Origin of the sequence: Methanosarcina sp. 2.H.T.1A.6, assembly GCF_000979455.1 — an archaeon.
GTDB lineage: Archaea > Halobacteriota > Methanosarcinia > Methanosarcinales > Methanosarcinaceae > Methanosarcina.
The window spans coordinates 104,842-127,434 of sequence record NZ_JJOY01000030.1; the positions used below are offsets into that span (position 1 = coordinate 104,842).

At 46.0% G+C, this 22,593-nt stretch carries 20 protein-coding genes and 1 pseudogene; 14 read left to right on the forward strand and 7 right to left on the reverse strand.

The genetic code is table 11. From position 1 onward, the window contains the following. Nucleotides 1-93 precede the first annotated feature (93 nt). The 6 genes from EO98_RS08205 to pta all read right to left on the reverse strand — a co-directional run bounded on the left by EO98_RS08205 (nucleotide 94) and on the right by pta (nucleotide 6,754). A complete protein-coding gene (locus EO98_RS08205) occupies nucleotides 94-1,575 on the reverse strand; it encodes a HEAT repeat domain-containing protein (RefSeq protein WP_156161071.1) in 1,482 nt (493 codons plus the stop codon). Then, nucleotides 1,575-2,423 carry a hypothetical protein gene (locus EO98_RS08210; RefSeq protein ID WP_156161072.1) on the reverse strand — a complete coding sequence of 283 codons (849 nt, stop codon included), beginning with the start codon at nucleotides 2,421-2,423 and terminating at the stop codon, nucleotides 1,575-1,577. Before EO98_RS08210 ends, EO98_RS08205 begins: the two co-directional genes overlap by 1 nt. A 1-nt stretch (nucleotide 2,424) precedes the next feature. Beyond that, nucleotides 2,425-3,069, reverse strand: a complete 645-nt coding sequence (locus tag EO98_RS08215) for a hypothetical protein (protein ID WP_235283489.1) — start codon at nucleotides 3,067-3,069, stop codon at nucleotides 2,425-2,427. Nucleotides 3,070-3,453: 384 nt separating this feature from the next. After that, complete coding sequence (locus EO98_RS08220) at nucleotides 3,454-4,200, reverse strand: acetate--CoA ligase family protein (RefSeq protein ID WP_235283490.1); 747 nt, start codon at nucleotides 4,198-4,200, stop codon at nucleotides 3,454-3,456. 209 nt (nucleotides 4,201-4,409) lie between these two features. Continuing rightward, nucleotides 4,410-5,636, reverse strand: coding sequence for an acetate kinase (locus EO98_RS08225; protein ID WP_048138380.1), 1,227 nt, complete (start codon nucleotides 5,634-5,636; stop codon nucleotides 4,410-4,412). A gap of 116 nt (nucleotides 5,637-5,752) precedes the next feature. After that, a complete protein-coding gene (gene pta, locus EO98_RS08230; protein ID WP_048138382.1) occupies nucleotides 5,753-6,754 on the reverse strand; it encodes a phosphate acetyltransferase in 1,002 nt (333 codons plus the stop codon). A 257-nt stretch (nucleotides 6,755-7,011) separates the two neighbouring features. Here pta and EO98_RS08235 point away from each other — a divergent pair, with 257 nt between their 5' ends. From EO98_RS08235 to mtaA, 14 genes and pseudogenes are all read left to right on the forward strand, one after another. Beyond that, nucleotides 7,012-7,578: a flavodoxin family protein gene (locus EO98_RS08235; RefSeq protein ID WP_048138384.1), complete on the forward strand. Its 567-nt coding sequence runs from the start codon at nucleotides 7,012-7,014 to the stop codon at nucleotides 7,576-7,578. A 254-nt stretch (nucleotides 7,579-7,832) separates the two neighbouring features. Then, nucleotides 7,833-9,602, forward strand: a complete 1,770-nt coding sequence (locus tag EO98_RS08240) for a chloride channel protein (RefSeq protein WP_048138385.1) — start codon at nucleotides 7,833-7,835, stop codon at nucleotides 9,600-9,602. Between the two features lie 546 nt (nucleotides 9,603-10,148). Beyond that, on the forward strand, nucleotides 10,149-10,643 hold the full coding sequence (locus EO98_RS08245; RefSeq protein WP_156161073.1) for an SRPBCC family protein: 495 nt from the start codon (nucleotides 10,149-10,151) through the stop codon (nucleotides 10,641-10,643). 108 nt (nucleotides 10,644-10,751) lie between these two features. Continuing rightward, nucleotides 10,752-11,282, forward strand: coding sequence for a hypothetical protein (locus tag EO98_RS08250; protein WP_200895235.1), 531 nt, complete (start codon nucleotides 10,752-10,754; stop codon nucleotides 11,280-11,282). A 292-nt stretch (nucleotides 11,283-11,574) separates the two neighbouring features. Continuing rightward, nucleotides 11,575-12,399 carry an alpha/beta fold hydrolase gene (locus EO98_RS08255; protein WP_048138463.1) on the forward strand — a complete coding sequence of 275 codons (825 nt, stop codon included), beginning with the start codon at nucleotides 11,575-11,577 and terminating at the stop codon, nucleotides 12,397-12,399. 127 nt (nucleotides 12,400-12,526) lie between these two features. Beyond that, nucleotides 12,527-12,976: a DUF1579 family protein gene (locus EO98_RS08260; protein WP_082098549.1), complete on the forward strand. Its 450-nt coding sequence runs from the start codon at nucleotides 12,527-12,529 to the stop codon at nucleotides 12,974-12,976. An 88-nt stretch (nucleotides 12,977-13,064) separates the two neighbouring features. Beyond that, a complete protein-coding gene (locus tag EO98_RS08265) occupies nucleotides 13,065-13,676 on the forward strand; it encodes a dihydrofolate reductase family protein (RefSeq protein WP_048138391.1) in 612 nt (203 codons plus the stop codon). 80 nt (nucleotides 13,677-13,756) lie between these two features. After that, nucleotides 13,757-14,290, forward strand: a pseudogene (locus EO98_RS08270) (VOC family protein). An 8-nt stretch (nucleotides 14,291-14,298) separates the two neighbouring features. Continuing rightward, nucleotides 14,299-14,709, forward strand: coding sequence for a RidA family protein (locus EO98_RS08275; protein WP_048138393.1), 411 nt, complete (start codon nucleotides 14,299-14,301; stop codon nucleotides 14,707-14,709). A 171-nt stretch (nucleotides 14,710-14,880) separates the two neighbouring features. Continuing rightward, nucleotides 14,881-15,282 carry a VOC family protein gene (locus EO98_RS08280; RefSeq protein WP_048138394.1) on the forward strand — a complete coding sequence of 134 codons (402 nt, stop codon included), beginning with the start codon at nucleotides 14,881-14,883 and terminating at the stop codon, nucleotides 15,280-15,282. 129 nt (nucleotides 15,283-15,411) lie between these two features. Next, nucleotides 15,412-16,221, forward strand: a complete 810-nt coding sequence (locus tag EO98_RS08285) for a CPBP family intramembrane glutamic endopeptidase (protein WP_048138396.1) — start codon at nucleotides 15,412-15,414, stop codon at nucleotides 16,219-16,221. A 140-nt stretch (nucleotides 16,222-16,361) separates the two neighbouring features. After that, entirely contained in the window at nucleotides 16,362-17,189 is an 828-nt protein-coding gene (locus EO98_RS08290; RefSeq protein ID WP_048138398.1) for an alpha/beta fold hydrolase, read from the forward strand. 166 nt (nucleotides 17,190-17,355) lie between these two features. After that, nucleotides 17,356-20,787 (forward strand): HEAT repeat domain-containing protein, encoded by a 3,432-nt coding sequence (locus tag EO98_RS08300; protein ID WP_048138402.1) that lies wholly within the window; start codon nucleotides 17,356-17,358, stop codon nucleotides 20,785-20,787. 111 nt (nucleotides 20,788-20,898) lie between these two features. Beyond that, nucleotides 20,899-21,939: a methylcobamide:CoM methyltransferase MtaA gene (gene mtaA, locus EO98_RS08305; RefSeq protein ID WP_048138404.1), complete on the forward strand. Its 1,041-nt coding sequence runs from the start codon at nucleotides 20,899-20,901 to the stop codon at nucleotides 21,937-21,939. Between the two features lie 484 nt (nucleotides 21,940-22,423). Here mtaA and EO98_RS18380 read toward each other — a convergent pair whose 3' ends face one another. Further along, complete coding sequence (locus tag EO98_RS18380) at nucleotides 22,424-22,585, reverse strand: hypothetical protein (protein WP_156161074.1); 162 nt, start codon at nucleotides 22,583-22,585, stop codon at nucleotides 22,424-22,426. Nucleotides 22,586-22,593: the final 8 nt, after the last annotated feature.

Below are 22,593 nucleotides of genomic sequence, written 5' to 3' on the forward strand. Positions count from 1 at the left end.
TTGAGGTATTTTTGGGATTGATTTTATCTAGAAATGATTTCGCTCCGAAACTTGCTTCGTGTTATTCATATATTCATAATTCAAACAATCAAATCAAGAAGTAGAGGAGACATTCGCCTCCCCACCTTCCTCTATTTTTATGAGTAACTCCTCCGCAGCATTCCTGACGTACCCGTATTCTTCCATATCGGTGCTGATCCGGCGCAAACCTTCGATAGCTTCAGGCCCTCCAAGTTCCCCGAGAGCCCGGACTTCCGCAACCCGAACCTCCCTTTCCCTTTCAGTTTCCAGAGCTTTGAGGAGAGGTTCAACGGCCCTCTGATCTCCAAGTTGTCCCAGACCGTCTGCAGCACTTTGCCTTACTCTATAGTTTTCATCTCCGAGAGAAGAAATAAGAGGATCAATAGCTCGAGGATCTCCGATTTTCACAAGGGAATCTACAATACCCTTCCTCACCAGCCATGAATCATCCCCAAGAATGGCAGTAAGAGAATCCACAGCTTCGGGATCTCCAATATTTCCCAGAGCTGCAACGGCCGCAATCTGGACATTCTGGTTTTTGGCTTGAAGTAGCTCCTTAAGATAAGGAATCGAATCTTTACTCTCAATCCTTCCAAGAGAACGAGCAGCGACTTCCTGTACCTCGGGATCTCTGTCCCCAAGAGCATCGATAAGAGGTAACTCTGTTTGAGCAACTTCTTCTGGTTCTATAAAATAGATCAGGGCATAAGCGGCCTCTTTTCTTACATCTGGAGCCTTATCATCCAGCATTTCAATCAGGTAAGGGATAGAAGCAGGGTCCTGGAGACCATAACACACCTTTACAGCGTTTACCCGAGTTGTGGGGTTACTACTGCGCAGAAATTTAGTAAGTTTTCCAAAAACCTCTTCACTTTCAAAGTGGCCAAGGGCATTAGCTGCCCTGGATCCAACGTATGTGTCATCCAAAAGATCCAGAAGGGGATCAACTGCCCTGGGATCTCCGATATCTGTTAAAGCAAGTATAACGTCCATGTGCATAGTGTAATCATCACTAATGTGAACAGTGTAATCATCATTGTTGAGAACTTCAAGAAGAGGTTCAACTGCCCTTGGATCCTTCAATGCTCCAAGAGCACACACTGCACTAAGAACTACCGTTTCATTTTCATCCTTTAGGAGCCCAATAAGAGGCCCGACAGCTTCGGAAGCCCTAAGCCAGCCGAGTGAAGAAGCTGCACGCATGCGAACCTCAGGAGAAGGGTCGTCCAGAACTTCAATCAGAGGGGCTGCAGCTTTTTGATCTCCGATTTCCCCAAGGGCATAAGCAGCAAGGCTTCGCACCTGGGGATCATCATCTTTTAGAGCTTTTATTAAAGAGTTCACTGCAGGCTCCCCGATATCAACAAGTGCATAAGATGAAGCAGAACTGATGTTCTGATCTTCATCCCCGAGACTCTTGACCAGTTTCTCTACCCTTGCCTCAAGAGGGTCATGACCAAGGCAACCGGAACAGATTCCTGAAAACAAAAGCAAGAGAATAAAAAATTTTGCATACCGGCAACTGAAAAGTTCATATCGCTTTGTCATATGCATCACCTGCTCCCCTCCTCAGAAGGTATCAGCAATTCAGCAGAAACCACCTGATCCTGCCACGTTGAAGTCACATTAATCAGGAATTGATCACCACCGGTTCCAATTACTACATTCTGAACAGGCATATAGGACTCACCTGAAGGATCTCCATGTGCAAGTTCCACAATTGCATAGGGATAATCAGGCCAGGTCCACAGGGCTGTTTTATCCTGACTTCTCACGTAATGAATAACGGAAGATGTGAGCACCGTCTTTCCTGTTTGTTCATCTGTCACTGTCAGGTTCGTTGATACATCTCTTGCCGATCCTGATCCGTTGTTAATAAGATAGCCGTAGATCCTGTAAATATCAGAATTATTTCTGCTTTCCATTTCATATTCCAGCTTGAGGTGAAGTTCAGGCATCGGGATCTGTACAAGGCAGGTTCCTTCATCCAGAATCCTGCTGTTCTCGACAACCTTTACGTTTACCGGGTATTCCCCTGAAAGCTCATATCCTAGCCACACGCTGACTGAGTTGTTTCCCGGAAGAAGATGAATCGGCTTCTGGAGCGAAACTAATTCAACATCCCATGGATTTTCAGAATCACTGGAAATAATCAGCCTTGATGTAGAACGTGCATCTCCGTTTTTGTCCACAAAAGCATTCTCGACCTCGAGCCACACGTCCACAGGTTTTGAGCCATTGTTCTGAAGCACCATGTCCAGCTGCCCGGACTCCCTGACCCCAACGGGGGGAGCATGCATATCAACAATTTTCACATCAGGCCCTGTTCCGTAATACCAGAAAATTCCCAATAACAGTATAAGGAAGGTAACTGAAGCATAAATCAAGGTGTTTTTCCTCACTTTATTCCCCCTCCTTCCCTTTTTCCTTCATTCCGGCATTATCCTTAAGCTCATCAGCAATCGAAATGCAATTGGTAAGCCCGTACTTTTTCTTTATAATTATGCCCCTCCGTTCCAGGTTCATAAGGACCCTGGAGACCTTGGCTTTGGAAAAATCAAGGGAATTCACAAGCTCATTCTGGAGAATCCTTCCTCCTTTTGCTGCAATCAGTTCAACAGCTTTCCTTTCATCTCCTTCAAGGGCCCGCAAAAGAACATCCGTAGGGTCAATGTTAGTCCTGGCAGGCTGGAATTCTTCACACGGGGCATTCTCAAGGGAGACTTCTAAAATCTTCTCCGGTGCTTCCTCCGCTGTGATATTGAGAGATTTTACCTGTGCTGCAGAGTCCATTACGGAAAAAACAGAGGTCTGAACCCCCAGGGACGGCAGAACCTGAGCCAGCGCCAGCCCTCCCAAAAATCCGGAAAAAAGGAGAATATATGCTTCTTTTACAGTATATACATACGGAATATCCACAACCTTGAAAGTGTCCCCTTCCAGCTGGATCACCACCGGTGAGTCTTCAAGCAGGAGATTGATGGCGACAGTGCTCGAAAGAAGCAGGATACCCACAGCCAGCATGAATCTTTTCCGTTCCCGGGTCATACTACCACCTCATTTACTACCTTCACTATGTACGAAACAAATGTTATAATTTTAGTTTGACCTGAACCCGAGACGTCTCATAATTCTGAAACCACCGGCAGATGATAACGAAAATTAATTTGAGATGGCATATAAAAAATAAGAGGATCTGCCGTGCAGGGGACAGAGAATAGGCTGAAATAGTAAATGAATGGGGCAAAGAACCAGGCAAATAGGCCAGATGAAAATACAGGTAAATGAATAGAGCCGAAAAACAGGCATGTTATGGAGAGATTAAGAAGAAAAGAAAGAGAAAACAGACTGCTCCTGAAAAAAGTAATCAATTCAATCTTTTTTTCTTCAAACTACCAGTTTATTTCAAAGTAGAATTTTTCCTTCAAAGTGTTAGTTTTTCTTCAACTTAAGCCTCATGTCCACAGCCACGGCTCCCTTTCCCTCTTCCAAAACCATCAGGGGGTTAATCTCAAATTCCTCGATTTCCGGAAAATCGCAGACAAGCCTTGAAACTCTTAAAATGGTATCTACCAGAGCATCAATATCCGAAGGCTTTGCGCCCCGGGCTCCGGTAAGGAGAGAGTAGGTTTTGATTTCGGTGACCATCTCCCTGGCTTCATCTTCATTCACCGGGGCAATGGCAAACCTTACGTCCTTGAGGATTTCCACATAAACGCCGCCAAGCCCGAACATCAACATGGGTCCAAAGGTCGGATCGCGGATCATCCCGATAATTACTTCTTTTCCTCCGGAGAGCATTTGCTGCAGCTGGACTCCTTCAAGAAATGCATCCGGCCTTTTCTTCGGGATGCTTTCAATCATTTCCCGGTAGGCAACCCTCACATCATCTCCGTTTTGCAGGGAGAGCCTGATCCCTCCAACATCAGATTTATGGGAAATCTGCGGAGAGATGACCTTCATTACAAGAGGATAACCTATCTCCTCTGCAGCTTTAATGGCTTCCTCTTCAGTCTGTACAAAAACGGTTTTCACTGTAGAGATGCCATAAGCTTTCAGGATGCCGAAGGATTCAATGCCCAGTGTATGCTGACCTTTTTCTCTGGCACCCTCAAGAATTCCAGCTGCTGTAGCCCTGTCTGTCCCGGGCTCAGGAGAGATGAGATCTACCTGCTTCATAATCATATGACATCTTCAGGACAGTTATTCTTTGAGAGTATTAATTTTGCAAATATGTGATAAAATTTTGAGTTCCTGTTTTAAGGCTGAAAACGTTTTTTCGACCTGTATAAACAGAAACAGAAACAGAAACAGAAACAGAAACAGAAACAGAAACAGAAACAGAAACAGAATAAAAGGAAAAGGAAAAGGAAAATTTCCCTTTACCATCAAATAGGTACTGAGCTGCGTAACTTCACTTCGGTCTCACAGATTTCCTTTGTTTCCCTTGCAATTGCAAGTTCTTCATTGGTCGGGATAACAAAGACCCTTACTGTTGCATCCGGAGTACTGATATCGATTTCCTGGCCTCTGATTTTGTTCTTTTCCTCATCGAGCGTTATGCCAATACCATCCAGGCCGGAGAGGATTCTCTTCCTGATGCTTGCACTGTTTTCTCCTATGCCTGCTGTGAAGACAACTGCATCTGCACCGTTGAGCACAGCTGAATATTCACCGATGAACTTCTTGACCTTGTATGCAAAAATTTCAAGGGCAAGTTCAGCTCTCCTGTTACCCTGGGAAGCTGCTTCATCGAGGTCTCTGAAGTCGTTGCTGAGCCCGGAAACTCCAAGCACACCTGACTTCTTGTTCATAAGAGTATCGATTTCCCTGGTTGTCAGGCCTTCTTTTTCCATAATGAAGGGAACTACTGCCGGGTCAATCGAACCGCACCTGGTACCCATTGCGAGCCCTTCGAGAGGAGTAAAGCCCATGCTGGTTTCAACAGATTTTCCTCCTTCTACAGCCGTAATGCTTGAGCCGTTTCCAAGGTGGCAGGTGATGATCTTGGTTTCTTCTGCAGGCTTTCCGAGCATAAGGGCAGCTCTTTCGGCAACGTACTTGTGGGAGGTACCGTGGAAGCCATATTTCCTGACCCCATGCTTCTCGTACAGTTCGTACGGGAGAGCATACATGTAGGCATATGCCGGCATTGTCTGGTGGAATGCTGTATCAAAGACGGCAACCATCGGGGTGCTGGGCATGATCTCCTGACAGGCAGAAATTCCCATCATGTTTGGAGGGTTGTGGAGAGGAGCCAGTTCGAAGCAATCCTTGATTGCCTTTTCTACACCCTCGTCGATCAAAGCCGAAGTTGTGAACTTTTCCCCACCGTGAACAACCCTGTGCCCGACTGCATTGATTTCGTCCATGCCTTTGATGACACCGAATTCAGAGTCGGTAAGAGCCTTGACTACTTCCTCAAGGGCGGTCTTGTGGGTAGGGAGGTCGGTTTGTTTTTCCAGCTTCTTGCCGTCAAACCTCTTCTGGGTAATGATCGAGTTGTCAATGCCTATCCTCTCGCAAAGACCTACTGCAAGAGCGGACTCATTCTTCATATCAATTAATTGATATTTGAGAGACGAACTCCCTGCGTTTATAACCAGTACTTTCATGTGTAAACCCCAGTTCAATCCATTGATTTCCAATCACATTTAGAGTTTCCGGATAGAATAATACTATATATGAAAGTTAATAAAACGCTTCCGAAACGTTTCCGAAACGTTTCCGATTATTTGTCCTGCGCTGCAGCCTGGACACAGGTAATTGCAACGGCACCGACAATATCTTCGTCACTGCAGCCCCTGGAAAGGTCATTAATTGGCTTTGCCAGTCCCTGGGTGATAGGGCCATAGGCTTCAGCTTTGGCAAGTCTCTGAGCAATCTTGTATGCTATGTTTCCGCAGTTCAGGTCAGGGAAGATAAAGACATTAGCCTTTCCTGCAACAGGGCTTCCGGGAGCCTTTGAAGCGGCAACTTTCGGAACAATTGCTGCGTCTACCTGGAGTTCACCATCGATTGCGATGTCAGGAGCAAGTTCCTGTGCACGCTTTGTAGCGGCTATTGTCGCCTCAGTCAGCGGGCTCTTGGCGCTTCCCTTGGTGGAGTAGGAGAGCATTGCAACCTTTGGAACGTCCTGAACCAGCAATTCGAAGGTCTTTGCGGAAATAACTGCAATGTTTGCAACGTCTTCTACACTCGGCATTTCAACCATGCCCGAGTCAGCGAAAAGGAATGTACCGTCGGACCCATATTCACAGTCAGGCACAGAGATTATGAAGAAAGCGGATGCAAGAGCTGCACCCTTGGCTGTTTTCACGATCTGGACAGCAGGTCTGAGGGTGTCTGAAGAAGAGTGGGCAGCGCCTGATACTACTCCGTCTACTTCCCCGAGTTTGGCCATCATAACAGCGAAGTAAACGTAATCGCTAATAATTTCGGCTGCACTTTCGAGTGTGACGCCTTTGTGCTTTCTCAACTCGTAGAAAGTGTTAATGTATTCATCTCTTTTCTCATAGGTTTTAGGATCTACAATTTTTGCTTTTGAGAGATCCAGATCTCCTGCGAGCGCCTTAATATCGGCCTCATTACCGACAAGGACAACTTTTGCAATACCTCTTTCAAGGATCTTGGCAGCTGCCTGGAGGGTTCTGATATCTTCAGTTTCAGGTAAAGCGATTGTCTTGTTAAGTTTCTTTGCTCTTTCACTAATCTTTTCTAAAAATGTTACCAATCGACCAACCTCCTATATAATTGGAGTAGTTTAAGTTAGCTGGGTCTTGATATATAAATTTACGTAAAATGCATAGAGAGATATATAAAAATCAAAAATATATATTTTTGGTTGTAGACATATATCAGTACGTAAATATTTATCCTGAAAATATATGAAGATATAAATAATTTTTACGGCAAAGGTAAGGTAACTTAAAACAATTAGTACTGAATATAAGTGACAAATTAATATAAAAGAATTCCGGAATGATTACAATGAAAATTATAGGAATTTCAGGCAGCCCTCGAAAGGGCCAGAACTGTGAGAAAATGATTGTAGCTGCCCTCGAAGTTGCAAAAGAAAGGGGTTTTGAAACCGATACCGTTTTTATCTCAAACGAGGAAGTTGCCCCCTGCAAAGCGTGCGGGGCTTGCAGAGATAATGATTTCTGTGTGATTGATGACAGTATGGAAGAAATTTATGAAAAAATGAGAGTTGCAGACGGTATAATTGTTGCAGCTCCCGTATATATGGGAAATTATCCTGCTCAGCTCAAAGCCCTTTTTGACAGGAGTGTCCTGCTTCGCCGCAAAAACTTTGCACTCAAAAATAAAGTCGGGGCAGCTCTCTCAGTTGGAGGCTCAAGAAACGGAGGACAGGAAAAGACCATTCAGGCCATCCACGACTGGATGCATATTCACGGGATGATTGTGGTCGGCGATAATGCCCACTTCGGCGGAATTACGTGGAACCCGGCAGAAGAGGATACCATCGGGATGCAAACCGTTTCCGAAACTGCAAAAAAGCTCTGTGATGTCCTGGAACTTATCTATAAAAAATAAAAGAAATAACCGCAACATATTTAAAAAAATAAGTCAGATAAAAAGAAAAGTATGAAATTTCCCTGAATAAAAGATTGGATCTCTCTTGGGGCAATATTTTGAAAACATACATTTAAATAAATGCTCGAAATCTTTGGACAACAAAGGTCTTTCAAACAGAATAAAACCCGAAGATCCGAATATTTATTTTGTGCTTAAGAAGATTTCAGGGAAATATTTGACACATAAAAAAAGTCCCCAAGAGGCGCGAACATTTGGAAGTTGATCCAGAGTCCAGATTCAGATTCCATAGCATCAAAGAATACCCCAGGCTAACGGAGTACATCAGCCGGTTTGACACCGAAACTACCAGGGTCAACTCAATTGCCATTATAATCGGGCTCCTGACAGGGCTCGTAATAGGAGTTTATGACCGCATTCTCCAATACAGTAACGTTTTTTTTGGAATGCAGCAGGGATACTCATTACACGAGCTTCCATTCTATTATGTAATACTCACGCCTGCCCTTGGAGGGCTGCTAGTGGGGTTAATCACCCACTTCCTGATAAAACAGAAATACGGTGTTGAAGGGCTTATAGAAACCGTAACCCTCCGCGGAGCAAGGATAAAGCTCAAGGATGCTTTTCTGGAGGTCTTTACCTCAATAATCACTATCAGTTCGGGAGGTGCCCTGGGAAAGGAAGCCCCGGGAGTCCTTGCCGGAGCCGGGACAGGCGCTCTTGTGGGGAGAATCCTGAAAAGCCCGGAAAGGCAGCTCCAGATCCTTCTCGGCTGCGGGGCTGCCGGCGGGATTGCAGCTGCATTCAGCGCCCCGCTTGCAGGTGTGGTCTTTGTAGTAGAGGTAATTTACGGGGAACTTGAAACCAAGACCTTTATTCCGATAGTTATCTCTTCAGTCTTTGCAACCCTTGTCTCGAGCACTGTTTTCGGGATAAAACCTATCCAGATATCTCCCTACCAGCTGGTCAGCCCCTACAAAGAATTAGGGCTCTACCTTGTCCTCGGACTCCTTGCAGGGCTCGTCTCTACAATCCTGATCCGGACGCTTTACTACACAAAAGATCTTTTCTCGGGAATCCCCCTCCATCCCGTCTTCAAGCCTGCCCTGGGAGGGCTTGCAGTAGGTGTAATCGGCCTTTTTTACCCCCGTGTCCTGGGGATGGGCTATGATGTGATTATGGACGCCCTGAACAACCAGTTTACTTTCAATATCCTGCTGATCCTGCTCTTTCTGAAGATCCTCGCCTTTTCCCTGAGCCTGGGCTCCGGAGGATCGGGTGGGACGATTGTCCCCTCCCTTTTCACAGGTGCAATGTTAGGGGGAGCCTTCGGGACAGCCGCAAACCTGTTTTTTCCGGGGATGACGGCAGAGTCAGGGGCCTATGCTATGGTTGGGATGGGCGCGGTCTTTGCCGGGACTGCCCGGGCTCCCCTTACTGCCATCCTGATCCTTTTTGAGATCACAAGGGATTACAGTCTCATCCTCCCTCTCATGTTTGCCTGTGTGCTTAGCAACGTGATGTCCAATGCCCTGTATCCGGAGTCCATTTTCACGGAGGGGCTCCGCAGGAAAGGATTCAAGATCCGAAAAGGCCGGGAAGTGGATATCATGGTTTCCATGCTTGTAAAAGATGCCATGGTCACACATGTCCAGACCGTCTCCGAAGAAAAGAATGTAGGTATCCTTATAGCCCTCATGCAGGCAAGCCGCCACGCCGGTTTTCCAGTCCTTGATTCAAAAGGCAAACTTTCAGGGATAGTGACACTCTCTGACCTCCGGAGCAAAGTAAAGTACGGAGAAGTCGACAAAAAGATAGGGGATGTTGCCACTCGCGATGTGGAAGTCGCCTACCCCGACGAAACCCTTGAAGCCGTCCTCAGACGCCTTGCCTCAAAGCAAATCGGCAGGCTCCCCGTTGTGGACCGCCTGGACAAAACAAAACTTCTCGGCCTCATCACCCGGAGTGACATAGTAAATTCGTATAACAAGAAAGTCGTGGAAAAAGTCAGGGACACAGACTGAAAACAATAGCCTGTAAAAGCCCCGGACAAAAAACGTTTCATTTAATCTCTTCAAGGTACTTCCTTTCCCCAGTATAGTAGCTTTTTTGTAGGACGCTGTTTATAATTATAAGGGGGATAGGATACAGAGTAGGCCATATAACGTATTATCAGACGACCTTTATCGGATGACCTGAAAGGGATACTTAAGTTTTCATACATGGATCCTGATTTTACTAAAAATAACACTTAGTTCTGGTCTTTCAATGTATCATGAGGACTCATGTGGAAAGCATGGACTGACTCTAATGTGTGAAGCGCTTGAGGGTAAAAGAAGCTTCACATAAAAAGGCTTCAAGCTTCCTGTTTCCAGAAGAGATCTTGTTTAATGGCGTTTATCTTAATTACATGATCTCAAGAGGATAACAATTACTGATCCGCAGGCGCCTATCACAAAATCGCTCCGCTGGAAAAGCTCGTCATGACTGGTTCTTTTTTACAGGAGAGTAGAGTAAGATGGTTCCGGCGACGAACTAAGGAATGAGTTTTGATAAAGAGGTATCGGTACATGACAACAGATAATCCTACCAAGATTGCTGCAGAACCAGGAAAACAGGAGATCATCATTACGCGGGAGTTTGATGCTCCAAGAGAGCTCGTTTTTAAAGCCTTCACAGATCCGAAGCTTTACAGTCAGTGGCTTGGACCTCGAAGCTTTACAATGAATCTGGAGACATTTGAACCGAAAAGCGGCGGGTCCTGGCGGTATATCCAGAAAGATCAAGAGGGCAACAAGTATGCGTTTCATGGAGTAAATCATGAGGTCACAGCACCTGAGAGAATCATCAGCACTTTTGAGTTTGAAGGGCTTCCGGAAAAAGGACATGTTGTTTTTGAAACCGCGAGATTTGAAGCATTACCGGGTAACAGGACAAAACTAACATCTCAATCTGTCTTCCAGACCATTGAGGATCGTGATGGAATGCTCCAATCTGGAATGGAAGAAGGCGTCAATGATTCTTACGATCGACTTGAAGAACTTTTGGAAAAACTGAAAAAGTAAAGATATGGATCTGAAATAAAAGTTTCTGACTATAATAATATTTAGCAAAAATTAGTACATAATTAGACTAGATAGCCCAAATCAGGAACGGATCAAAAAGGAGAAATCATGGTGGAAGATAGGAACTTGTCCACAGAGGCGGCTCAAGCCGAAAAAGTGCTTGAGGGACCAAAATATACTGGTCAGCACATGGATATAAAAGAACGTGAATCCGGCAAAATGAGCGGTAGCACGTCCAAGCCTATTGTCATCGTAGACTACTCTGAGGTCCGCAAGGGAAAGCTCGAGGAACTCAAAACAGCCATGAATGAGTTAGTCGAGTTTGTCGCGGTGAACGAGCCCCGTATGATCGCCCACAACATATACCTCAACGAGGACGGTACCCGGATGACAGTTTTCCAGGTTCACCCTGACTCCGCATCGGCAGAGTTCCATATGAAGGTGGCAGGTTCCGCTTTTCCGAAGTTTGTGGAGTTCATCAGGATGTCAGGGGTCGACATATACGGTAAGCCAAGTCCCGATCTGCTGGAGAGGATGCGACTCAAGGCCCAGATGTTGGGCAGTGGGACAGTGGTCGTGCACGAACCCCAGGCAGGGTTTTCCCGGTTCGGGGTCCCGGTCCCGGATGCTCCCGAGTAATAGGGAAGTGATTCCGCACTTGATGAGACCTGATGGCACTTCCCGGTTGAAGTGAAGCCTAATTGGATTCTTCCCCAGCCTGCGACAAGAGTGTGAAAGAATAAAGAAACCAGATGTGGCGTTTCATACGGAGCCCACAGGAAAGGGACCTGGAACACATGCCATATTTGATGACATGTGAGGGAACCTCATCAAGATATATCGGGCTCGATAACCGGTGATATAAACGGGGGATTGACAATTATTAGAGAAGCGCTTGTTTGCGAAAAAAATCCTTTTTGGAGAATTCATCATGACAAAGAGTACGACCAATGAAAGGGAGACTGTAGGCAGTTACGCCTCCATTAACGGTCTCAATATGTACTACGAACTGCACGGAACCGGCAGCCCACTAATCCTGCTTCATGGCGGCGTCGGTGCGAGCGAAATGTTCGGCCCGATTCTGCCGAAACTTTCTGAAAACAGGCAGGTCATTGCAGCCCATTTACAGGCTCATGGGAGAACAGCCGATATCGATCGACCTCTAAGTTTTGAGTTAATGGCCGATGACATTGCAGAGCTGGTGAAGCACCTGGAGAGCGAAAAAGCCGATATCATGGGCTACTCGCTTGGCGCTGGCGTTGCCCTGCAGACCGTCATCAGACATCCGGATCTGGTCCGCAAGCTCGTGGTAATTTCAGCTCCAGTCAAACGGGATGGATGGTACCCCGAGGTTCTGGAAGGTATGGAATCGATGGGCTCGGAGACTGTGAAAGCCATAAAGCAGAGTTCGCTCTATCAGCTCTATCCCGAAACCGACTGGGAAGTGCTCTTCACCAAGCTTGGAGACCTGCTCGGGAAGGACTATGATTGGTCGAAAGACGTGGCTGCTATTAAGTCCCCCACGATGATCGTCTTCGCGGATGCGGATGCTGTAAGTATGGCACACGTAATGGGGTTCTTCGCGCTATTTGGCGGCGGACAGCGGGATGCCGGTATGGATGGTTCCTACCGACCAATAGCACAGCTTGCGATTCTGCCGGGTACGACTCATTATACCATCTTATCTTCCCCCTCACTTGCCGCCTTCGTAACAAAATTCCTCGACGAGTCCGTTCCCGAGGTCGAACGAGTATGAACTTGCAGGTTGCCTGAACAAACCAGGAAACTAAGGAGAAAAAAGGAAAAAAAATAAATTCATTAACAGGTCAGCAGATCACGAACTCATAATTTTCGGAGCACAGTAGTAAATGAAAGAAGGAGGAATGATTATTTCAGACAACAATACGCAACTACAACAGCAACCTGAGCCTGATCCTGCACTCAAGCGCCTGGAAGGATTTGTCGGCACGTGGAGTATAAAAGGTCATACGCTAGACTCTAAGGTCGATAACATATCTGGGCGGACTACTTTTGAGTGGCTACCGGGCCGATTCTTTCTAAAACAGAGCTTTGAGGCTGACTTTATGGGCATGAAAATCCAGAGCCTGGAACTCATCGGCTACGATCCTGCGAGCGATACATTCCCTTCGCTTGTCTATTCCAACCTGGCAGGGACTCCGATTCCATATAGATATAATGTTAAGGGCAAAAGCGTAACAATAACTACGGATCTCGGTGGAGGGGCAAGGATGACAGGCAGAATCAGTGAGGACGGCAATAAGTTCTCCGGAGGCTGGAAACCTAACCGGGAAAGGAAAACCACGGAAATGTAGCATACGACTTTGTCGGAACCCGGATAAAATAAATCGTCTGCCAGGGAAACCCGGGTGAGAGCTTTTTTGGAAGAATGGGGAAAGGAGTGTGAGAAAAGTTATAATGTTTAATCGAGTTTCTGTTGACGGCTTTTTTGCCGGGCCTAACGGAGAAATCGACTGGTTTATAGCGGACCACGAACTTGACAGAGCGTTGCATGAAATGAGGCAACCCAATGCGGCTTTACCCGATATGGTTTTGCTTGGCAGAGTGACCTATCAGCTGTTTGAAAGTGTCTGGCCAAAGGTAGCTGCTGACCCGGAAGCTCCCAGAGAAGCACGGGCTATTGCCGACGAATTAAATCAGATGACCAAAGTGGTTTTTTCGAAAACTTTGAAAGAAGTTACCTGGGAGAATACCAGACTGGTCAAAGGCAATGTCGCAGAAGAGGTAAGCAGGTTAAAACAGGAAAAAGGTTCTGATATCCTGATATTTGGCAGCGGCACGATTGTACGGCAACTTACTGCTGAAGGGTTGATTGATGAATATTTGTTTGCTGTAACTCCTGTTATTTTGGGAATAGGAAAACCACTGTTTAAGGACGTCAAAAAATCAAATCTTAAGCTTTTAGAAACAAGAAGTTTCAAATCCGGAAACGTTTTGCTTCGCTATGGAACTGAAAAAGGAATATTCCGTCCTCCAGTTCAGAGAAGCGACTGATAATAGAAAAAACTTGTGTAATTTTAGGGGGATTAAAATATGCAAAATTTCAAGAAGAGACCTGATTTGGGGAAGGCCTTATGAAATCCAGTACTCAAAAAATAGCACCGTGTTTGACCTTCAATGACCAGGCCGAAGAGGCAGCGAATTTCTACGTCTCGGCCTTTTCTGCCATATTTGAAAATTCAAAGATTCTAAATACTGCTCGCTATAGCAAAGAAGAACTTGCAGCTCTTTCGTACTTACCCGAAGATATTCGACCCGGACCTGCAGGCAGCATAAGAACCGTTAGATTCCTGCTCAATGGATAGGAAATTGAAGCGGTTAATGGGGGAAACTTTTTTAATTTCTGTGAGGGCATGTCGCTGTACGTCAGATGCGAGAGCCAGAAGGAAATAGACTGGCTCTGGGAAAAGCTGTCGGAAGGCGGAGAGAAAAGCCAATGCGGCTGGCTTAAAGATAAATACGGCGTGTCGTGGCAGATTGCACCTGCCATTGTAGACGAAATGCTGAATGATCCTGATCCTGAAAAATCAAACAGGGTCATTATTGCAATCTATGGGATGAAAAAATACGATATTGAAGCTCTGAAGAGGACATATGAGGGAAGGTGAAGGAACACATGCAAGAAGAACAGGTTTTGCATATAAATCCCAATGGTCTACCCAGAAATCCGGCATTCACCAACGTAATTGTCGTGACCGGCCAGGTAAAGACGATTTACATCGGGGGGCAGGACGCAGTAGATGCTTCCGGAACAATTGTTGGAAAAGGCGACATCAAAAAGCAGACGGAACAGGTTTTAGCCAATCTACAAACGGCACTGCAAGCTGGCGGTGCTGAACTGGAGCATGTAGTCAAATGGAACGTATACGTAGTTCAGGGACAACCTCTCCAGCCAGGTTTTGAAGCATTCCAGCAATTATGGGGTCAAAGACCTGGTCCACCAGCCATTACCATGGTCTTTGTATCGGGATTGGCAAACCCGGATTTCCTGGTAGAAATGGACGCTATTGCTGTTGTGCCTCAATAATGAATACGAGGTTTCACACTCAGATGCGGTTAATGTATAGAACTTTGCTGCAACTAAATGGGCGCTGGGGAAGGTAAGGTGAGCATAACTTACAAGCTTTACGAATTACAGACCAGGTAAAACACGAATCAAAGGGGAATAAACACAAACTGATAAGAGGGAGCCAGAATCATGCAAAAAATTACTACACTCCTCATGTTTGATGGGCAGGCTGAAGAAGCAATGAACTTTTACACTTCACTTTTTGAGAAGTCGGAAATCCTGAGCATTACTCGCTACGAACCAAATGAAGCGGGCACTGGAGGAACAGTTATGCACGCCACGTTCTCGCTTTTCGGGCAGGAGTTCATGTGTATCGATAGCAGTGCAACTCATGAGTTTACGTTTACTCCTGCCATGTCACTCTATGTGAACTGTCAAACAAAAGAAGAAATCAGTCAACTCTTTGTGAAGTTATCTCAGGACGGACAGGTACTCATGACATTAGATCGCTATCCGTTCAGTGAATTGTTCGCCTGGATTTCCGACAGATATGGCGTTTCCTGGCAATTAAACTTACCCAGAAATCCATAAAAGTAAGTAATAACAAGGTAACAGGAAATAACAAAGGAACAGGAAGGATCGGGATTCAATCAGGCAAATATCTGAATGTAAGTAACATAACATGTATGACATGTATTACGATCCAGGGGACTAAAGGCCATGAACACCGGTAAATCACTTAAGAGATTACCCGTAAACTTCTTTTTTTTAGTTTTTGTTCTTTCCATTCCTTTCTGGCTGATTGGCGCACTGGCTGAACAGGGGCTTCCACTTCCGATAAATCTTCCCATGAGTGCGCTTTCGTTCGTTTGCCCGCTAATAGCGGCTTCAATCCTTGTGTATAGAGAAAACAGTCTTGCCGGAGTAAAACAGTTATTTAAGAAAACCCTCGATTATAAGAAAATCAAACCAAAGATCTGGTATCTGCCCATCGTTTTGTTGATGCCGGTTATTATGTTGCTCTCCTACTGGGCGATGCGCCTGATGGGGCGACCACTCCCAGAACCGCAGATCCCATTTCTGGCGCTACCGCTATTTTTTGTCCTGTTCTTTATTCCCGCTGTATGTGAAGAGGCGGGCTGGATGGGATATGCCGCTGATTCCATGCGGTATCGTTGGAGCGCACTGGGGGCTGGCATTATCATGGGGCTGGTATGGGCATTGTGGCATGTCGTGGGGTGGTATTTTCAAGCCCACCATACTTTTAGATGGACAGCAGGACAATTTCTCTCTACAGTAGCACTTCGAATCATTATTTTCTGGCTCTATAACAATACCGGGAGAAGTGTGTTTGCAGCAGTCCTCTTTCACGACATGATGAATGTCAGTGAATTTCTGTTTCCAAACTACGGGTCGCATTACAATCCGGTTATCACCGGAGCAATTTCCACAATTGTGGTTGCGGTCGTGACATTCCTCTGGGGCCCAAAAACGTTAGCCAGATTCAGGTATTCCCACTCGGTGGCTTGAGACCAAGGCTTGATATTGGCTTAAGATTTGAGGGAAAAATAATTAGCAGTAGTATAAAACAATGATTATAAAAACGGAGGGTAAAAATCAAACTTAAAAAATTTATACCGGATCGGAATAACAAAGGAGAGTGCATCAGGATGAAAAGAATGCCCGATGAAAGAAATAACGGCATCAAAAGCGGCTATGTTCCCGTTAATGGGATAGATATGTATTATGAAATCCACGGCACTGGCAGACCACTGGTTCTACTTCATGGCGCCTTGACAACAATTGAGACCTCTTTTGGAAAGTTTCTGCCATCCTTCTCAAAGACACAGCAGGTAATCGCGGTAGAGCAGCAGGCGCACGGGCATACAGCTGATATCGATCGTCCATTGACCTACGAGCAGATGGCTGAGGATACAGTAGCCCTTCTCAGACAGCTCAAGATAGAAAAAGCCGACTTATTCGGATATAGCATGGGAGCAGCCATTGCCCTGCAGATCGCTATCAAGCACCCGGATCTGGTACGCAAACTCGTGGCTGTTTCTGTCGCGTACAATAATGATGGGCTTTACCCCGAAATACTCCAGGGAGAAGAGAAACTGAAGCCTGAAGATCTCGATGGAACGGAGTGGCAAAAGGCCTACGCGAGGATCGCACCAAATCCGGAACATTGGCCTGTGCTAATTGCCAAAGAGCAGCAACTTACGCGGGAATTTAAGGGTTGGGCACCTGATGAGATTCGGAAGATCGAGGCGCCCACGCTGATCATAATAGGGGATTCCGACATCGTCCGTCCCGAGCACGCAATTGAGATTTTCCTGTTGCTTGGAGGCGGCGTTCCCGGCGATCTCACGGGTCTTCCACGCTCCCGGCTCGCGGTGCTTCCCGGAACCACTCACGTTACGCTGGTGGAACGCGCCGATTGGCTGCTTTCGATGATTACAGAATTTCTCGACTCACCCATGCCGGAAACCAGGTGATTGGTATTCTCTGGATGGCCGAAGACGGATTACAATTTGCAAACGAAGAGGCTGTTGAAAAAGTCCAGGACACAGGCTAAAGCAGTAAACCTGAAAAAGTCCCCTAACAAAAAAAATAAGATTAAAAAGAAAATGGGGATATTCTTTATGAAATTGGGAGAACTTTATGCAAAGGGCTGAAGGAAATCCATGCGGGGACACAGAAGGATACCTGAAAAAAATAATACTTGAAGCCGCAGGTGAAATGCCTGATTTCTATATCGAACCGTCTGCAAGAGAAATACTACCTATCACACGCCGGATTTTTGAGGAAAACACTTTTCTTGCCCATGAATTCAAAATTTCTCAGCTTGTCGAAAAAGAAAAGCGCCTGATAATTTACGGAGAAGCGGGTTCGGGAAAAACAAGTACTCTCAGGTGGCTGAATACCACCTGTGCCGGAGAATATCTCGAGAAAAAAGAAGAATACATTCCTATTTATGTAACCCTTGATTCTTATGTTAAAGGTTCTTTTTATGCATATTTGAAAGCAAAAGCAAAACAAAAAGGGATTTTGGAACCTGATTTGAGAGAATTACTTGAAGGAAAAGCCCTGTTGCTTTTAGACGGGCTTGACATGCTCAGATCTTCCGAGAACTTTTCTCCCCTTGACGAAATTTCCGATTTCATTTCCGATCATGAAGACTGCAGATACGCTATCGCCTCAAGACACAGCCCCTCCGGCAGCATAAAAAGTACGTTTGCCGTTTGCAAGCTTGAGAAATTCTCAGATGAAAAAATAGAACTCTTCATAGAGAGTTCCGTCCCTAAAAGAAGACAGGCAAAAATTCTGAAAAGCAGAAGCCTGAATAAAACCAATTCACATCCTTTTCTCCGAAACCCCCTGCTGCTCAAACTCTGGATTAAAACTTCAATCGCCGGAATGAGGATGGTGGGAAAAGAGAGACTTAATCAGGAGCTTACTTATTTTGACCCTGAATTTATCCCCTCCAATCGGGCAGAACTTTATCAGGCTTTTATTTCAGAGCTTTTCAGGAATTCCGGGACTAAAGAAGATTTCTTCAGTTCCGAAAAGATACTCTCCCTGAAAGAAAGCAAAGATATGGAAAACTGCGGCCCGGGAAGCGGAGATTTGAGAAACTCTGAAAAACTACCTGCCAAAAGTACTCAGAGAACGGGCTCGGAAAAAATAGATTTTGAAAGAATAGAGATTGAAAATTTTCTAATGGACCTGGCATTCAAGCTCCAGTGCGAGCACAGGCTTTCATGCAAGTACGGATACGCCCTTAAAACCGCAGAAAAGTATACAAAACAAAATCCATCTGGAAAAAAAGAATCTAAAAAAACAGAAGCAAGAAAGCTTCTCAAGGCCTGCTTCGAGCTGGGACTCCTGACCAGAAACCGTTCTGAAGTAAGGTTCGGGATAAACCGGGACCTTCAGGAATACTATGCAGCTCTAAAGCTGAAGCAATACTTTGAACAAGGAATGGAAATCTCAGAAACATTCGGGAACCCGGGATGGGAAAATGTTGTGATATTTATCTCGGAAATGGTCGAATCAGGAGAAGAACTGGTAAGCTCCGTAATTTTGAACAAAAACCTGGAACTTGCTTCAAAATGTGCCGCGAAAACCAGCCTCGAAACAAAAGAAAAATTATGTTCGTTACTTGCCGGAAAACTGGACAGCAGGTACACAATGGAAAAAATGAGAGTAATCCAGAGCCTCGGGAGGCTCGGAGACTGTGGAATTGAAGCCATTTCAGGAGTGTTTGAATACGGAGACACGGGAGTAAAAAGAGAAGCTATAAGGATTCTCGGGGAGACAAGATCGGAAATGGCCCTTGTCCCCCTGACAGCTGCATTTTGGGATGAGGATTACTCTGTGAGGGTCGAAACCGTAAAGGCTCTCAGTATGATAGGGTCGGAAAAAGCTGTTGAACTTCTGACAAATGCACTGGCGGATGAGAACCGGGCTGTCCGCCTGGAAGCAACCGATGCATTGATGCGGATAGAGTCAGAAAAAGCTCTTGAAATCCTTGTTTCCGCACTTGGAGATAAAGATGATTTTGTCCGTTTTGGGGCTATGGGAGCTCTGGGCAGGGCAAACCCTCAAAAAGCGGCAGCCTCTCTCATAAAAGCATTTAAGGAAGAGAATAAACTTGTTCAGCTGGGAGCTGCCGAGGCCCTGGGTCAGATGAGATCAGAAAAAGCTGTCGAACCGTTCATGGATGCCCTGCAGGATGAGGACGAATTTGTACGATGGATAGCGATAAAGGCACTTGGAAAAATAAAATCGGATAAAACCCCTGATACCTTTACCTGTACACTTGGCGATAAAAGCCATTTCGTCCGAAGAGAAGCAGCAAAGGCGCTCGGGATGTTAGGTTCGGGGAAAACACTTGATCTCCTCGTTTCCGCGCTTTCGGATGAGAACGAATTCGTAAGAAAGGCAGCTACTGAAGCCCTCGGAGAGAGAGGACCCGAAATTGCAGGCTCAAATACAGCTGTTGGTGCACTTGTAAAGAGGCTCGGGGATGAAAGCCATTTAGTCAGGTTGGAAGCGGCAAAGGCACTCGGAATGGCAAGGTCCAGGGAAGCTGTTACCCCTCTTCTTCTGGTACTGGGGGATGAAAACCGGTTTGTCCGAAAAGAAGCAGCAAAAGCACTCGGGCAGCTGGAACCCGAAAAAGTCCTTGAACTGCTTATTCATGCGCTTGAGTCAGGTAACCATTTTATGAGGCAGGGGGCAGTACGAGCCCTGAGGCAGATGAGTTCTGATGAGACCCGGAACCAGATATCGGATAAAGTCTTCGACATTCTTGATAATGCCTTTCAGGATGAAGATAAGCTTGTACGGAGGGAAGCAGCCAGAGCTCTGGAAAATATATCCAGAAACAGGCCTGAAAGAGCCTTTCAATCCCTGATTAATGCGCTTGACGATGAAGACGAAGAGGTCAGGAGGCTGCTGGCCGGGGTACTGGGGTGCCTGGGTTCTGAGACAGCTGTTCCCAAGTTGATCAGGGCTCTCAAGTCCGAAGATGAAACTGTGCGGCGGTTTGCAGCTGAAGCCCTTGGGCAAATAAGATCCAAAAAAGTCCTTAAGCCCCTGATAGATACCATGTTTTTCGATGCATCTGGAGTTGTGAAAGGAGAAGCAGCCAGAGCTCTTGGAAAAGTAAAATCCAGAAAAGCCGTAGAACCTCTTATTGACGCCCTCCTTGATGAAAACAATGAAGGCAGATGGGGAGCTGCCGAAGCCCTAGGCAGGATTAAAGCTGAAACTGCAGTTGGACCCCTTATTCTCGCTCTTGCCGATAGAGACGACTTTACACGGTTTGCTGCAGCAAAAGCTCTTGGCAGAATAAAACCCAAAAAAGCTATCGAACCTTTGATTAACGCACTCTATGACCGGAACCGCTTTGTAAAAGCAGAAGCTACCGGAGCCCTCATGAAAATCTGTACGAAAGAAGATAAAGATCGGATGCAGGTATTACTTGCTTCAGAAAATGAGCTTGCGGCAAATCTCGCGTTCGAAATCCTGGAAGAAATTGAAATGCAGGAAGTATCGAAAACCCGGCTGTTTCCGGATTTGCAGTAAATACAGAAAAAGGAAAGATTTGAATGAGGCGATAAAAGCGATAATAGTGATTTAAAAAATTTAAAAAATCGGTTTAAAAAATATCATTTTCAAAACATCGGAGCCAGAAAAATGGAAAGAAATCTCAGGAAAAATTTTCTTAACGCCCTTCACGGAAATCCCGTTGACATGACCCCTGCCCTTTCTGTCACCCAGACCGGAACAGTTGAACTTATGGACCTTACCGGCGCCGCCTGGCCAGCCGCCCATTCCGACCCGGAAAAGATGACAGCCCTTGCTCTTGCAGGCCACGAAATTGCGGGCCTTGAAGCCGTCCGCTACCCCTACTGTCTTACCGTGCTTGCCGAAACCATGGGCTGCAATGTGCGGATGGGTACAAAAGATATCCAGCCCTCGGTCCTGTCCCATCCCTTTTCCGAAGGTCCGGATAAACTGAAAGTCCCTGAAGCCCTGCTCGAAAAAGGAAGAATCCCCACCATCCTCAAAGCAACGGAAATCCTTGCAACCCGGACCGGAGGAGAAAACGGGAAGGAAGAAGTCCCTCTCATCGCAGGCATGGAAGGCCCCCTTACTATTTTTACCCACCTTGCGGAAGTTAAAAACTACCTGATCTGGACCATCAGAAAACCCGAATACGTCAATGCCTTCATGGAAACCTGCACAGAAATCTGCATAGAATACGCAAACGCCCTCTTTGACCACGGCGCAGATGCCCTCTGCATGCCCGACGGCGGGATAGTCGGTTCAAGGATGATGCCCCCCTCGGTCCTTGAAGATTCGGTCAAACCCTTCTACAAACGCCTCTGCAAAAAAGTAAAAGGCCCCGTAATCCTGCACATCTGCGGCGATGTAGGAGATTCCCTGAAAACCCTTTCTGAATGCGGCTTTGAAGCTATCAGCATCGAAGAAAAAGCCAGCATAAAAGCTGCAAAAGAAGCCATTGGCGGCAGGGCAAGGTTAATCGGAAACGTCTCCCCCTCAAGGACCATGCTTTTCGGGACACCTGCTGACGTGAAGGCAGAAGCAAAACAATGTCTCTCAGCCGGTGTGGATATTCTTGCCCCGGGATGCGGGATTGCGCCGAGGACTCCGCTTGCAAATATAAGGGCGCTTGTGGAAGCCAGGGATGAATGGTATGAGGAAAAGGAATGAAGAACAAAATGAGAGGGGCAAAAAAGAAGGGAGAAATAGTGTTCTGGGATCAGAGAGACTAACTTTATAGGATCTCTAACCATAAAACGGTATTCGCTATACAAAACCGCTTTTGTCACGCTCGACGAAGGAGAGCGGCCCTTTTCGCGAAAAAACAGAAGAAGCAATTTCACGATCCACAAATCCGGCAAGGCTCCCGTTCTCAATGCCGCATTCCCCAAATTAAAAGAAAAACAGAGTGCAACTATCGAAAGCCTATCAGCACTTAACATTCCAAGTGCGGAACTTTTTTCAAATCCATCGAGAAAAAGGTGTTGATCTGAATTCAGAGTCTCTAATTCTATTTTAATTGGGACACAAGAAGCTAAGTCTTTTATTTCTATTTTGAGAAGGCCGCCCGAATGCGGGCGGTGAGAAGGCCGGTACCTGAAAGCAGTTTGAAATAAAGGGAACACCGGCATCAAAAGGAAATCCAAAAGTGCTATTACGCCATCAGTTCCGTATCCTCGTGCGAATACGCCGGCGCACAGCAGCAGAGAATTTTCAGCTCCTTTTCGGAGAGAAAAAGGTCCTGAGCCTTTTCCCTGGAGAAATCCCCTTCCTTGGCTCCGAAGGCAGCAGGAAGGGGTGTTTCACTTTCATTCACCACATTAA